This window comes from Mammaliicoccus sp. L-M44 (genome assembly GCF_022386355.1).
GTDB classification, from domain to species: Bacteria; Bacillota; Bacilli; order Staphylococcales; family Staphylococcaceae; genus Mammaliicoccus; species Mammaliicoccus sciuri_A.
Window position 1 is genome coordinate 20,690 of the sequence record NZ_JAJNIU010000024.1, and the last position, 14,634, is coordinate 35,323.

Here is a 14,634-nt window from a genome sequence, read left to right on the forward strand (position 1 = left end):
TGAGTGCATTGGGAAAAATTAAAGAGCTCGAATTATCTTTAGCCAACAAAATAGCTGCAGGTGAAGTGGTTGAAAGACCAGCTTCTGTTGTAAAAGAATTGTTGGAAAATGCAATTGATGCTCAAGCTACTCAAATTGATATTACGATTAAAGAATCAGGTATTCAATCTATTAGAGTCGTAGATAATGGAACAGGCATTGAAGAAGACGATATAGCCAAAGCATTTGGTAGACATGCGACAAGTAAAATCAATAACGATTATGATTTGTTTCATATTCGTACACTTGGTTTTAGAGGCGAAGCTTTGGCAAGTATTTCATCAGTGAGTAGAGTAACGATGAAGACTTGTACGGATGGTATGCTTGGACATGAAGTACGCGTTGAAAATGGTGAAATCACGAAAAAACAACCTGCTAAAGCTAAAAAAGGTACAGATATTCTTGTTGAAGATTTATTCTATAATACGCCAGCAAGATTAAAATATGTTAAAAGTTTGTATACAGAACTGGGCAAAATTACGGATATAGTCAATAGAATGGCGATGAGCCATCCGAATATCGCATTTAATCTTGTATCAGATGACAAAACAGTTATTTCAACGAATGGCTCAGGAAGAACAAATGAAGTAATGGCTGAAATTTATGGTATGAAAATTGCGAAAGACCTTGTACCAATAAATGGCGAAACAGATGATTACGTCGTAAACGGATTTATTTGTAAACCTGAGCACACGAGAAGTAATCGTCATTATATTTCTATATTTATCAACGGGCGATATATTAAGAACTTTGTACTTAACAAAGCAATTATAGAAGGTTATCATACACTCTTACCAATCGGTAGATATCCAATCGTTTATTTAAATATTGAAATGGATCCGATTTTAGTAGATGTTAACGTACATCCGACTAAACTAGAAGTAAGGCTTTCTAAAGAACAACTACTTTATGATTTGATTAATCAAAAAATTAAAGAAGCATTTAGAGGTATGTCATTAATTCCAGACACATCTTTAGAAAAGCAAAAACCTAAAAAATCACAAAAAGAAATTTTTGAACAACAAAAAATAGATTTTGAAGCTAAAAGAAATCAAAATATAACTCAACAGCAGCAAGTTTCTCATAAAAGTGAAAGTGTTGAAGAAATTGAAAAAACAAATGACGCTACTAGCAGAGAACCTTCACCTTCTTGGCAATTTAAAGATAAGACAGAACATCATTCGGTTATACAAGAAGATACTATCAAACAAGAAGAAAATAGAGATATAGATGTTCAGCATGATGAACCCGAGCATATTGAAAATAATGAAGAAACTTATGAAGTTCAAGATACAGTAGAATATGTTGATACACCATATCAAGCGCCAATTGAAGAAGAACAAGTATCTGAAGCGCCACGTGTACCGTATATGGAAGTTGTAGGTCAAGTACACGGAACATATATTGTGGCACAAAATGATACAGGCATGTTTATGATTGATCAACATGCAGCACAAGAACGAATTAAATATGAATTTTTCAAAGAAAAAATCGGTGAAGTCACAAACGAAACACAAAGTTTATTGTTGCCACTAACATTTAATTTCTCTAAAGACGAACACATGATTATTGAAAAGTATTTACAATCCTTAGCTGAAGCGGGCGTATTTTTAGAACCAATTGGTCATCATGATTATATGGTTAGCGAATACCCAGTTTGGTTGCCAAATGTTGATGCAGAAGAAATAATCAAAGATATGATCGATTACGTGTTAAATCATGAAAAAGTTGATATTAAAAAATTAAGAGAAGATGCAGCAATTATGATGAGTTGTAAGAAATCTATTAAAGCTAATCATTATTTAAGAAATCATGAAATGAGTCATTTAATAGATGAATTAAGAGAAACAACTGACCCGTTTACTTGTCCGCACGGAAGACCAATTATTATTGAATTAACGACGTATGAATTAGAAAAATTATTTAAACGCGTTATGTAGGAGGATAAAATGAACAAGCATATATTACCGGCTATTCGCTCTATGAAAGATATGGAAAAATTCTTTAAGATGGATTATGAACGATGCGTTTTACTAGATACACATATCGGTCATTTGCAAGGCATTTTAGAGCAAATGAAAAAGCATCAAAAAGAAGTGATGCTACACATTGATTTAATAAAAGGTTTATCAAATGATGAAGCGGCTGTTGAATATGTTATACAACAATATAAACCACATGGCATTATATCAACGAAATCAAAAATTATTAAACGTGCCAAAAAACTAAATACGTTAACGATATTACGTGTGTTCATTCTTGATAGCACAGCGTTAAGTAGAAGTATTGAACTGATTAAACAATCAGACCCTGATTTAGTGGAAGTACTACCAGGTGTTGCTACTAAAGTGATCAAAGAAATTAGTGATAAAACAGGTAAGAGAATTATTGCAGGTGGATTAATTAATACTAAAGAAGAAATTGATTTAGCAATTGAAAGCGGTGCACAATATGTTACGTCTAGCGATATTACAATTTGGTAAATTGATTTGACAACGTTTTCATAAAATATTATACTTCTAATTAAGTTAATATATGAGATGAGTAAATGAGACCCTCTACGAAAAGAAACTATGCGTTAAATTTGTATAAATTACTATATGAATATGATGTGTAGTTCAACGTAGGGGGCTTTTTATGTATTAGCATATTATATTTAGGAGGGTGTTTAATATGAGTGAATTTTTAGGCGAATTAATTGGTACAGCCATCTTAATATTATTTGGTGGCGGTGTATGTGCTAACGTCAATCTAAAAGGGGCACTTGGTAAAGGTGCAGACTGGATTGTTATTTCATTAGGTTGGGGGCTAGCTGTTATGCTTGGTGTTTATGCAGTTGGTAATGTTTCCGGGGCACATTTAAACCCAGCTGTTACGCTTGGCTTTGCAATTGACGGATCATTCCCATGGTCTAAAGTTGTTCCATTTATTGTGGCTCAAATGATTGGTGCTATGATTGGTGCATTTTTAGTATGGGCTACTTATTTACCACACTGGAAAAAAACTGAAGATCAAGGTGCTAAGTTAGGTGTATTCTCAACTGGTCCATCTTATCCAAACTATGTAGCAAACTTCTTAAGTGAGATTATTGGAACTATGATCTTAGTTATGGGATTATTATTTATAGGAACTAATAAATTTACTGATGGCTTAAATCCTTTAATTGTTGGTTTATTAATCGTAGCAATTGGTTTAAGTTTAGGTGGTGCGACAGGTTATGCGATTAACCCAGCTCGTGATATCGGACCACGTATCATGCATATGCTATTACCAATTCCGGGTAAAGGAAGTTCAAATTGGAAATATGCAATTGTGCCGATTTTAGGACCGATTTCAGGTGGTATGTTAGGTGCAGCATTATTTAATATTTTATTTAACGGGGTTGTAAACGGTTTCGTTATATTCTCAATCATCTTTACAGTGATTGTCGTATTGTCTGGTATTTTCTTAAATAAATCAATACTTAAAGACGAAGTTTCAGAAATTCTGTAATATACAAATTTATAGGAGTGTTTAATATGGAAAAATACATTTTATCAATTGACCAAGGTACAACAAGTTCTAGAGCAATACTTTTTGATAAAGAAGGTACTATCAAATTTGTGAGTCAAAGAGAATTTAAGCAATACTTCCCTAAAGGTGGTTGGGTTGAGCATGATGCGAATGAAATTTGGACTTCAGTATTAGCGGTTATTTCAAGTGTACTTAATGAAAATAACATTAGTCCAAAACAAATCGAAGGTATTGGTATCACAAACCAAAGGGAAACTGCTGTCGTATGGGATAAAAATACTGGACGTCCAGTTTATCATGCAATTGTTTGGCAATCACGACAAACTCAAGACATTTGTACAGAATTAAAATCTAAAGATTTAGAACCAATTTTCAAAGAAAAAACTGGTCTATTATTAGATCCATATTTCTCAGGTACAAAAGTAAAATGGATTCTTGATAATGTTGAAGGTGCTAGAGAAAAAGCTGAAAACGGCGATTTATTATTCGGAACAATTGATACTTGGTTAATCTGGAAATTTACAGGTGACGTTCATGTAACAGATTATTCAAACGCAAGTAGAACATTAATGTATAACATTTATGACTTGAAATGGGACGAAGAATTATTAGAATATCTTGATGTTCCAGCTTCTATGTTGCCAGAAGTTAAACCTTCAAGTGAAGTATATGGTTATACTCAAGAACATCACTTCTTCGGTGAGAAAATTGCAATCGCTGGTGTAGCAGGTGACCAACAAGCTGCATTATTCGGACAAGCTTGCTTCGAAAGTGGAGAAGTTAAGAACACATACGGTACTGGTGGATTTATGTTAATGAACACTGGTGAAAAAGCTGTAAAATCTGAAAGTGGCTTATTAACAACTTTAGCTTATGGTCTAGACGGAAAAGTAAACTACGCATTAGAAGGTAGTATTTTCGTATCAGGATCAGCTATTCAGTGGTTAAGAGATGGTTTAAGAATGATTAAATCAGCACCAGCTTCAGAAGATTATGCTAATCGTGTTAAATCTACAGAAGGCGTATACGTCGTACCAGCGTTTGTTGGTTTAGGTACACCTTATTGGGATGCAGATGCTAGAGGTGCAATCTTCGGCTTAACACGTGGTACTGAAAAAGAACATTTCATTAGAGCAACTTTAGAATCATTATGTTACCAAACTAGAGATGTGTTAGAAGCAATGGAAAAAGATTCTGGAATTAATGTTGAAACATTAAGAGTTGATGGCGGTGCTGTTAAGAATAATTTCTTAATGCAATTCCAAGCTGATATTGTAAATACGCCAGTAGAAAGACCAGAAGTAAATGAAACAACTGCATTAGGTGCAGCATACTTAGCTGGATTAGCAGTAGGTTTCTGGAAATCTAAAGATGAGATAAAACAACGTTGGAAATTAGAAACAGAATTCAAACCTGAACTTGAAGAAGAAGAACGTGAAAAACTTTATAAAGGTTGGAAAACTGCAGTAAAAGCCACTCAAGCTTTTAAATTAGATTAAGTTGTGTTATCATATAGTTAAGTTAATATTTCGTAGAGACATGAGAGGCTTTGTTCGTACATTTTTGTAGGGATAAGTCTCTCATTTTTTTACATTTTATAGGAGGAAATGGTTATGCAACAATTATCAGCATTAAATCGTAATCAAGTTAAAGATCAACTTAAAAATACTGAATATGACGTAGTTGTTATCGGTGGAGGAATCACTGGTGCAGGTATCGCTTTAGATGCAGCGCAACGTGGTATGAAAGTAGCATTAGTAGAAATGCAAGACTTTGCACAAGGTACAAGTTCTAGAAGTACGAAATTAGTTCATGGTGGATTACGTTACTTAAAACAATTCCAAGTTGGCGTAGTTGCTGAAACTGGTAAAGAAAGAGCGATCGTTTATGAAAATGGTCCTCACGTAACAACACCAGAATGGATGTTATTACCTTTACACAAAGGCGGTAGCATGGGTCCATTTACAACATCAATCGGCTTGAAAGTTTATGATTTCTTAGCAGGTGTTAAAAAAGCTGAACGTCGTACAATGTTAAACAGAGAAGAAACAATTAAGAAAGAACCACTTGTAAAACAAGACGGTTTAAAAGCTGGTGGTTACTATGTTGAGTACCGTACAGATGATGCTCGTTTAACAATTGAAGTTATGAAACGCGCACGTGAATTTGGTGCAGATATCATTAACTATGCTAAATCAAATAAATTCTTATATAACAAAAAGAAAAAAGTATCAGGTATCGAAGTAACTGATTTATTACAAAATGAAATTTTCGAAATTAAAGGTAAAAGAGTTATCAATGCTGCAGGTCCATGGGTTGATGAAGTACGTGGTAAAGACTATTCAACAAACAATAAACAACTTAGATTAACTAAAGGTGTTCATATTGTAATAGACCAAAGCGTATTCCCATTAGGTCAAGCTGTATATTTTGATACAGAAAATGATGGCAGAATGATTTTCGCAATTCCTAGAGATGGAAAAGCTTACGTTGGTACTACTGATACAATTTATGATAATGATAAATCTTCTCCTAAAGTTACAGAAGAAGATCGTCAATATTTATTAGATGCTATTCACTATATGTTCCCAACTGTAAAAGTTGAAGATAAAGATATCGAATCAACATGGGCTGGTGTTAGACCATTAATCTTTGAAAAAGGTAAAGATCCATCAGAAATTTCTCGTAAAGATGAAATTTGGGAAGGCGATTCAGGCTTACTTACAATCGCTGGTGGTAAATTAACAGGTTACCGTCATATGGCTCAAGACATTGTTGATTTATTAAGTAAACGTCTTAAAGAAGAATATAAATTATCATTCAAACCTTGTCGTACAAAAGAAACTTACATTTCTGGCGGTAACGTTGGTGGTAGTAAAAATTATGAATCATTCGTTGAAAGTAAAGTTAAAGAAGCTAAAAACTACAACTTATCAGAAGATGCAGCACGTTATTTAGCTAGAAAATACGGATCTAATGTAGATGAAGTATTTGCTATTGCACATGCTACACAAGTTGCAGATGTTAACCTACCAATCGAAGTATATGCTGAAGTTATTTACAGCATTCAAAAAGAAATGGTTCATAAACCAACTGACTTCTTAGTACGTCGTTCAGGTCGTTTATACTTTGATATTCAATATGTATTAGATCATAAAGATGCGATAGTTGAAGTAATGGCTCAAGTATTAAATTATGATAATGATACTAAACGCGTTTATAAAGATGAATTAGAACAAGCTATTAAAGAAGCGGTTAATCCAAATGATCAACCAGCTATAGTTAAATAATTTATAATTTATTTTTTAAACCTGCTGACAACTTTTTGTCGGCAGGTTTTTTATATATTATATGATGGATTTGTGAATATATTTTTAAGCGCTATAGATTTTGCTATAATGTCTTATAAGGGAGGCGCATGTCTTTGAGACGATTTAATCATAGAATTACATTATCTACAGAACAAACTTTAGAAGTTACAATTGATAAAACGGATGAAAAACCTTATGGAATTATACATATACTGCATGGTGTGGCTGAACATAAAGATAGATATGATGCAGTAGCAGAATATTTATGTAAAAGAGGCTTTCATGTTATACGTCATAACCACCGAGGTCATGGTATGAACATAGAAGCTTCTTCAAGAGGTCATTTTAATGCATTACAAGATTTAGTCGACGACGTTAAAGAAGTAAGGGATACATTTAAAAATGAACTTAATCCGGAATTGCCATTTATATTACTTGGCCATTCTATGGGTTCGTTAGTTGCGAGACAATTTGTTCATGATTATCCAAATGATGTAGATGCTTTGATACTGTCAGGAACGGTTGTTTATCCTAAAATTCAAGGCAAATTAAACTTATATGCATTAAAGTTTGTGAATTTATTTTTTGGAAGTCGCACAAAATCAAAGTTTATTAATAATATTGCTTTTAAGACAATGAATCGACAACATAAAGATTTAAATAAAGATAATAAATGGTTAAGTCAAAGTGATGAAAATCGTGAGCAATATGAAAAAGATATGTATTCAGGATTTCCGATTTCACATAAAGTACTTCTAGAAACAGTAAAGGCTTCTGTCCAAACTAAGAAAATCAGTTATATTAAACAACAAAATTTAAATATGCCGATTTTACTAGTATCAGGTAAAGAAGATCACTTTGGTGGATTTGGTAATGGTATTAAACAGTTAGCTTCTATTTATAAACGTTCAGGTGTTAAACATGTCACAGTACAATTATATAAAAATAAGCGTCATGAAGTGTTATTTGAGACGAACCGTTATGCAGTGTATGAACATTTATATAATTGGTTGATGGTACAAATTAAACAATTAGAAAAAGAGGAAATAACAAATGAATGAAAAACCATTAATTGCAATAGTAGGACCTACTGCAGTAGGTAAAACAGAATTAAGTATTAAATTAGCCAAAGCTTTAAACGGTGAAGTTATTAATGGTGATGCCTTTCAAATTTATAAAGGTCTAGATATTGGTACAGCTAAAGTGACAGAAGAAGAAAAAGAAGGCGTTGTTCATCATTTAATAGATGTATATGAACCGGATGAACCATATTCAGTTTATCGATTTAAACAAGACTTTGAAAGAATTGTAAAGGATATTCATGATAGAGGTAAAATGCCGATACTTGTCGGTGGAACAGGTTTATATGTACAGTCGGTTTTATATGATTATAACCTTGAAGAAGAGAAAATCAGTTCTGAAAAAATGGAAATTACAAAATATAAATTAAATAAATTATCTAAATGCTCAAATATTGAATTGCACAATTATTTATATGAAATCGACCCAGAAACCGCGTCATCAGTGCATCCGAACAATCGAAAAAGAGTAGAAAGAGCTATTGAATATTACTTAAATACGAAAAAAACTTTAAGTGAAAGAAAGAAAAGCCAGACATTTTCTGGAAAATATAGTACAATATTAATTGGGATAGAAATGTCGCGCGAAACATTATATCAAAGAATTAATATGCGCGTTGACATGATGTTGCAGCGAGGATTATTAAGAGAAGTGTCTAATCTTGTTGAGAAAGGATATCAAGATTCTCAAAGTATGCAAGCAATTGGATATAAAGAATTGGTACCAGTAGTAAATGGAGAAATAGACATAGAAACCTCTACAGAACAAATCAAGCAAAATTCAAGAAGATATGCCAAACGTCAAATGACTTGGTTTAAAAACAAAATGAATGTGACTTGGTTTCAACGGGATAAACAGTCTTTAACAGAAATCGCAGACAACGTAATCCAATTATCCAAGTGAAGGGGAAAGTCATATGGCAGAGAAAGAAAATATTCAAGAAGTTTTACTTAAGAAATTCAAATCAGAAGGAACTGAACTTACGGTATTCTTATTGAATGGATTTCAAATGAAAGGGAAAATTGTCGACTTTGACGACAAAGTTGTATTATTAGATATTCAAGGGAAAGAACATCTAATTTACAAACATGCTATCTCAACTTTCGTAGATGCACAAGATGATGAAAATCAAGATAGCGAACAATAATTGTGTTTCAAATAATAAGTGGCTAGGACATTTTATTGTCTTAGCCGCTTATTTATGTGTAATCAATTATAATACTGCTTCTATTGAACTTCTCAATTGTTCAGGGCTTTTTTGTGGAGAGAATCGATTCACAACTTCTCCATCTTTATTCACTAAGAACTTTGTAAAGTTCCATTTAATTGACCCATTTAAAATACCTTTTTTAGCAGAAGTCAAATATTCATATAGAGGATGTTGTTCTGAACCTTTAACTTTTATTTTTTCATGCATTGGGAAAGTTACACCATAATTTAATTTGCAATTTTGGTATGCTTCATAAGAGTCGCCAGGTTCTTGATTACCAAATTGATTACATGGGAATCCTAACACCACGAAATCTTGATCTTTATAATCTTGGTATAAAGCTTCTAAACCTTCAAATTGAGGTGTGAACCCACATTCACTTGCTGTATTAACAATTAAAATAGCTTTTCCTTTATACTCAGATAATGAATATTCTTCACCGTTCGTTTTTGCAACAACGAAGTCATAAATTGACATTGCCATCACTCCTTTTCTTAATTCTATTATAATCAAAAATTTATCAAAGTCATATCAATTTGCATGCATGTTTATATGTTAAAATATATTTAAAGTGAGCGTGATAAAAATGAAAAATGATATGAAGTCGACAAAACATGAAACAGAAAAAGTAATCCTGTTAGCAATTCATGATAAAAAAGATGATGAAGCAACATTTAAATCAACAGTTCAAGAATTGGAATCTCTTGCTGTTACAAGCCAACTAGAAGTCATGGAACTCTTCACTCAAAAAAGAGAGCGACCTGATCAACAGTATTATTTTGGTAAAGGTAAAATTGAAGAAGTCATTGAATATATCGAATTGAATGATATTAAAGTGAATGCAGTCATTGCAAATGATGAATTGACAACTGCGCAATCGAAACATTTAGATGAGTTATTTAACACAAAAATTATAGACCGCACTCAATTGATTTTAGAAATTTTTGCGCAAAGAGCTTCAAGTAGAGAAGGTCAATTGCAAGTTGAATTAGCACAGTTAGATTATTTATTGCCGAGATTATCTGGACACGGCAAAAGCTTATCTCGTTTAGGTGGCGGAATTGGTACGAGAGGTCCAGGTGAAACGAAATTAGAAACAGATAGAAGACATATTCGTACTAGAATGAATGAAATAAAGCATCAATTAGAAACAATCGTTTCTCATCGTTCACGTTATAGAGAACGACGTCAACATAATCAAGCATACCAAGTTGCATTAATTGGTTATACAAATGCCGGTAAATCTTCGTGGTTTAATCAGTTATCAAATGATGAAACATTCGAACAAGATTTGTTATTTGCGACTTTAGATCCTAAATCTCGCGCCATTACAATAAATGACGGGTTTAACGTGATACTTTCTGATACAGTTGGGTTTATTCAGAAGTTGCCTACAACATTGATCGCAGCATTTAAATCGACTTTAGAAGAAGCGAAATATGCGCAATTACTCGTTCATGTTGTAGATGCAAGCCATCCACACTATATGGAACAGTATGAAACGGTTATGACTTTAGTTAATCAATTAGATATGGGACATATTCCGATGTTGGTCGTATTTAATAAAAAAGATTTAGCGCCTTCTAATCATTCAGCGATATCAGGACAATCTATATTTGTTTCAGCAAAAGGTTATAATGATAAAGCTATATTTAAAGAAAAATTAGTCGATATGATTAAAGAAACAATGGATTACTACGAAATGGATATTCCATCAAGGGATGCTGACAAATTATATTGGCAAAAAAAACATACTTTAGTTGAGAAAATGGATTTTGATGAAGAAACAGAAACATATCACATAAAAGGTTATAAACAGAAATAAGAGGTAAACAAATGGAACAGAAATTAAAAGAATTAATTATTGATGTAGAAAAAGAATTAAGACCATACTTTGATCAAATCGAACATAATGCATTAATCGCACAAGAACATGTACTTGATGCATTTCATGAAGTGAAAATCACTGAATCAGACTTAATCGGTACAACTGGATATGGATACGACGATGTAGGTCGAGATCATTTAGAAGATGTTTATAGTAAAGTATTTAAAGCTGAAGACAGTTTAGTAAGACCTCAAATTATTTCAGGTACGCACGCTATTACATTAGCGCTTAACAGCCAACTGAAATATGGAGACGAATTATTATATATTACAGGAACACCTTATGATACGTTATTAGAAGTAATCGGTATAAATGGTAATGGTATAGGAAGTTTTATCGAACAAGGTATCACATACCGAGAAGTACCATTGAAACAAAATGAAATAGATATTCATTCAGTGTTAGAAAATATTAATGAAAATACTAAAGTCATTGCGATACAAAGATCTAAAGGTTATAGTTCGCGACCTTCATTAACAATTGCACAAATTGAACAAGCAATCAATGCGATTAAAGAAACATATCCAGATAAAATTGTCTTTGTAGATAATTGTTATGGAGAATTTGTTGAGGATAAAGAACCCATTGAAATTGGTGCAGATTTAATAGCAGGTTCTTTAATTAAAAATCCAGGAGGTGGTTTAGCTAAAATTGGCGGTTATATTTCAGGAAAAGCTGACCTGATAGAACGTTGTGCATACAGATTAACAGCACCAGGAATTGGTAAAGAAGCGGGCGCATCTTTAGGAAGTTTACCAGAAATGTATCAAGGGTTCTTCTTAGCACCACATGTTGTCAGTCAAAGTTTGAAAGGTGCATTATTCACTTCTCGCTTGCTAGAAAAATTAAATATGACAACGACACCGCATTATCAAGATAAACGTACAGATATTATTCAATCTGTTACTTTTGAAACAAAAGAACAAATGATTGCATTTTGTCAGTCGATACAACACGCATCTCCAATTAATGCGCATTTTAGTCCGATGCCTAGCTATATGCCAGGTTATGAAGATGATGTTATCATGGCTGCAGGTACATTTATTCAAGGATCATCAATTGAGTTAACGGCAGATGGTCCAATTAGACCACCATATGAAGCTTACATTCAAGGTGGCTTAACTTATGAACATGTTAAAATTGCGATAACGCGTGCTGTACAGCATTTAATCAAGCAAAACCTTGTTGAATTATAAAAAGATGTAAGGTTTCCTGACATTCATTTGTTTTCTGAAAATTTATGTGCTAAATTTATAACAAGTTCTTACTAAAGGAGGCGGTCGTGCTGTCAAGAGACATAATCAGAAGAAACATGGCCGTGTTCCCGATTGGTGTCGTAATCAAGTTAACAGAGCTAACAGCCAGACAAATCAGATACTATGAAAGCAATGAGCTCGTTTCGCCCAAAAGGACTGAAGGTAATCAACGGTTATTTTCTTTAAATGACCTTGAACGATTACTGGAAATTAAAAATCTTATCGAAAAGGGATTTAATATGAAAGGGATCAAACAAATTCTTTTAGAAGAAGAAAATGACCTTTCTGAAGAAGAACTGAAGATGAGAGAGCGGGTAATTAGAGGAACTTCTAAAACAGAGGGACCACTTAACCGTGGAGATTTATCAAGATTTTTTAATTAAAAACTGGAGGATAATCACATGGCTAAACAAACTTTTACAAAAGAAGATATTTTTCGTTTTGCTGACGAAGAAAACGTACGTTATTTAAGATTACAATTTACTGACATTTTAGGTACAATTAAAAACGTTGAAGTACCAATTGCACAATTAGAAAAAGTATTAAACAATGAAATGATGTTTGACGGTTCTTCAATTGAAGGATTCGTGCGAATTGAAGAATCGGATATGTATTTATGTCCTGACTTAGACACTTGGGTAATTTTCCCTTGGACTGCAGGAAAAGGCAAAGTAGCACGATTAATTTGTGATATTTACAATCCGGATGGCAAACCATTCCCTGGTGATCCACGTACAAACTTAAAACGTGTATTAAAAGAAATGGAAGAGTTAGGATTTACAGATTTCAACTTAGGACCTGAACCAGAATTCTTCTTATTCAAATTAGATGAAAAAGGAGAACCAACATTAGAATTAAACGATAATGGTGGATACTTCGACTTAGCACCTACAGATTTAGGTGAAAACTGTCGTCGTGATATCGTTCTAGAATTAGAAGATATGGGCTTTGATATTGAAGCAAGTCACCACGAAGTAGCACCTGGTCAACATGAAATCGACTTTAAATATGCAGATGCTATAACAGCATGTGATAACATTCAAACATTCAAACTAGTTGTAAAAACAATTGCACGTAAACATAACTTGCATGCGACATTCATGCCAAAACCATTATTTGGTGTAAACGGAAGCGGAATGCACTTTAACGTTTCATTATTCAAAGGTAAAGAAAATGCATTCTTCGATCCAAATGGAGAAATGCAATTAACTGATGATGCATATCACTTTATTGCTGGTATCTTGAAAAATGCACGTGGATTTACAGCAGTATGTAACCCATTAGTAAATTCATATAAACGTTTAGTGCCTGGTTATGAAGCACCATGTTATATCGCATGGAGTGGTCAAAACCGTTCACCATTAGTAAGAATACCTGTATCGCGCGGATTATCAACTCGTGTTGAAATTCGTTCAGTAGACCCAGCAGCTAACCCTTACTTAGCATTAGCTACTATCCTTGAAGCTGGATTAGATGGTATTAAAAATAAATTAACACCACCAGAATCAGTAGATCAAAACATCTATGAAATGGATAGAGAAGAACGTGAAGCGGTAGGCGTACAAGACTTACCATCAACACTTTATACAGCTGTTAAAGCAATGAAAGAAAATAAAGTTGTTAAACAAGCATTAGGTAATCATATCTATCGCCAATTCATACAATCTAAATCATTAGAGTGGGATTATTACAGAACACAAGTATCAGAATGGGAAAGAGATCAATATATGAAGCAATACTAATTGCTATTAACCCTCAAAGCTTATGCTTTGAGGGTTTTTTTGTCTGGATTTTGGGGGGAGTGTGGGGATGTGTTATAGAAGTTAAAATATGGTGGAGGCGTTAGTAACAAAAGTTGGGCGAAGTGTAACTAAGGCAAGCCATACTAACAAAAGTCGAAGGAATTGTAACTAAGAGCGCCTATGGTAATGGACCGTCTACACTTAATTGGACAACTTCTCTTTAAAGAAGTTGTCCAATTAAGTGTAGACGGTCCATATTAAAAGTTTGAGAGTAGAAATAAAGAATGGGGATTCATATTATAGACAACAAACTGATGAAGAATTAAAAAAAGATTTCACTTCATTCTCTGATGAAAATACAAAGTTATATATTAAAGAAATGAAACGTGCTGATACTATAAGGTTTATCACATATGTTTTACTTATAATAGGATTTTTTGGAATAATATTAGGCCTATATTAAAAAAAGACCACCTACAGAGAGGTGATCTTTAAGTTTGTAGTGGGAGTGTAAAATAAACTGTGTAAGTAGAGAACGTACGACTCTACTTCACAGTTTATTTTTTATATAATCTAGCGCGCTATCGCTTACTAT

12 protein-coding genes and 1 pseudogene are annotated in these 14,634 nt (G+C 33.1%); 12 read left to right on the top strand and 1 reads right to left on the bottom strand.

Annotation, left to right across the window (positions count from 1 at the left end):
- Positions 1–8: 8 nt before the first annotated feature.
- From mutL to hfq, 8 genes are all read left to right on the top strand, one after another.
- On the top strand, positions 9–1,979 hold the full coding sequence (mutL, locus tag LQ611_RS11815) for a DNA mismatch repair endonuclease MutL (protein WP_107590816.1): 1,971 nt from the start codon (positions 9–11) through the stop codon (positions 1,977–1,979).
- A 9-nt stretch (positions 1,980–1,988) separates the two neighbouring features.
- Entirely contained in the window at positions 1,989–2,522 is a 534-nt protein-coding gene (locus LQ611_RS11820) for a glycerol-3-phosphate responsive antiterminator (RefSeq protein WP_025905610.1), read from the top strand.
- Between the two features lie 190 nt (positions 2,523–2,712).
- Positions 2,713–3,531 (top strand): MIP/aquaporin family protein, encoded by an 819-nt coding sequence (locus LQ611_RS11825; RefSeq protein ID WP_025905611.1) that lies wholly within the window; start codon positions 2,713–2,715, stop codon positions 3,529–3,531.
- 26 nt (positions 3,532–3,557) lie between these two features.
- A complete protein-coding gene (glpK, locus tag LQ611_RS11830) occupies positions 3,558–5,051 on the top strand; it encodes a glycerol kinase GlpK (RefSeq protein WP_049318999.1) in 1,494 nt (497 codons plus the stop codon).
- A gap of 114 nt (positions 5,052–5,165) precedes the next feature.
- Positions 5,166–6,842 (top strand): glycerol-3-phosphate dehydrogenase/oxidase, encoded by a 1,677-nt coding sequence (locus LQ611_RS11835; RefSeq protein WP_025905613.1) that lies wholly within the window; start codon positions 5,166–5,168, stop codon positions 6,840–6,842.
- Between the two features lie 134 nt (positions 6,843–6,976).
- Complete coding sequence (locus LQ611_RS11840) at positions 6,977–7,924, top strand: alpha/beta fold hydrolase (RefSeq protein WP_239709585.1); 948 nt, start codon at positions 6,977–6,979, stop codon at positions 7,922–7,924.
- Positions 7,917–8,846 (top strand): tRNA (adenosine(37)-N6)-dimethylallyltransferase MiaA, encoded by a 930-nt coding sequence (gene miaA, locus LQ611_RS11845; RefSeq protein ID WP_107565698.1) that lies wholly within the window; start codon positions 7,917–7,919, stop codon positions 8,844–8,846. The genes LQ611_RS11840 and miaA overlap by 8 nt, the downstream gene beginning before the upstream one ends.
- A gap of 13 nt (positions 8,847–8,859) precedes the next feature.
- Complete coding sequence (gene hfq, locus LQ611_RS11850) at positions 8,860–9,090, top strand: RNA chaperone Hfq (protein ID WP_025905616.1); 231 nt, start codon at positions 8,860–8,862, stop codon at positions 9,088–9,090.
- 66 nt (positions 9,091–9,156) lie between these two features.
- Here hfq and LQ611_RS11855 read toward each other — a convergent pair whose 3' ends face one another.
- Positions 9,157–9,630: a glutathione peroxidase gene (locus tag LQ611_RS11855; protein ID WP_037587881.1), complete on the bottom strand. Its 474-nt coding sequence runs from the start codon at positions 9,628–9,630 to the stop codon at positions 9,157–9,159.
- Between the two features lie 109 nt (positions 9,631–9,739).
- Between LQ611_RS11855 and hflX the strand changes: the two genes are divergently transcribed.
- The 4 genes and pseudogenes from hflX (at position 9,740) to glnA (ending at position 14,039) form a co-directional block, all read left to right on the top strand.
- Complete coding sequence (gene hflX / locus LQ611_RS11860; protein ID WP_107573046.1) at positions 9,740–10,978, top strand: GTPase HflX; 1,239 nt, start codon at positions 9,740–9,742, stop codon at positions 10,976–10,978.
- Between the two features lie 11 nt (positions 10,979–10,989).
- Positions 10,990–12,237, top strand: coding sequence for a methionine gamma-lyase family protein (locus LQ611_RS11865; protein WP_107573047.1), 1,248 nt, complete (start codon positions 10,990–10,992; stop codon positions 12,235–12,237).
- A gap of 86 nt (positions 12,238–12,323) precedes the next feature.
- A pseudogene (locus LQ611_RS11870) lies at positions 12,324–12,561 on the top strand (MerR family transcriptional regulator); the annotation flags it as partial.
- Between the two features lie 137 nt (positions 12,562–12,698).
- The gene (glnA, locus tag LQ611_RS11875; RefSeq protein ID WP_025905621.1) at positions 12,699–14,039 is read left to right on the top strand and encodes a type I glutamate--ammonia ligase; all 1,341 of its coding nucleotides are present in this window, start codon (positions 12,699–12,701) and stop codon (positions 14,037–14,039) included.
- Positions 14,040–14,634 lie beyond the last annotated feature (595 nt).

Bases quoted from the DNA above. Each gene is read 5' to 3' on its own strand.
- LQ611_RS11820 (WP_025905610.1), top strand. From the start codon at position 1,989: ATGAACAAGCATATATTACCGGCTATTCGCTCTATGAAAGATATGGAA.
- LQ611_RS11825 (WP_025905611.1), top strand. From the start codon at position 2,713: ATGAGTGAATTTTTAGGCGAATTAATTGGTACAGCCATCTTAATATTA.
- glpK (WP_049318999.1), top strand. From the start codon at position 3,558: ATGGAAAAATACATTTTATCAATTGACCAAGGTACAACAAGTTCTAGA.
- LQ611_RS11835 (WP_025905613.1), top strand. From the start codon at position 5,166: ATGCAACAATTATCAGCATTAAATCGTAATCAAGTTAAAGATCAACTT.
- miaA (WP_107565698.1), top strand. From the start codon at position 7,917: ATGAATGAAAAACCATTAATTGCAATAGTAGGACCTACTGCAGTAGGT.
- hfq (WP_025905616.1), top strand. From the start codon at position 8,860: ATGGCAGAGAAAGAAAATATTCAAGAAGTTTTACTTAAGAAATTCAAA.
- LQ611_RS11855 (WP_037587881.1), bottom strand. From the start codon at position 9,630: ATGTCAATTTATGACTTCGTTGTTGCAAAAACGAACGGTGAAGAATAT.
- hflX (WP_107573046.1), top strand. From the start codon at position 9,740: ATGAAAAATGATATGAAGTCGACAAAACATGAAACAGAAAAAGTAATC.
- LQ611_RS11865 (WP_107573047.1), top strand. From the start codon at position 10,990: ATGGAACAGAAATTAAAAGAATTAATTATTGATGTAGAAAAAGAATTA.
- glnA (WP_025905621.1), top strand. From the start codon at position 12,699: ATGGCTAAACAAACTTTTACAAAAGAAGATATTTTTCGTTTTGCTGAC.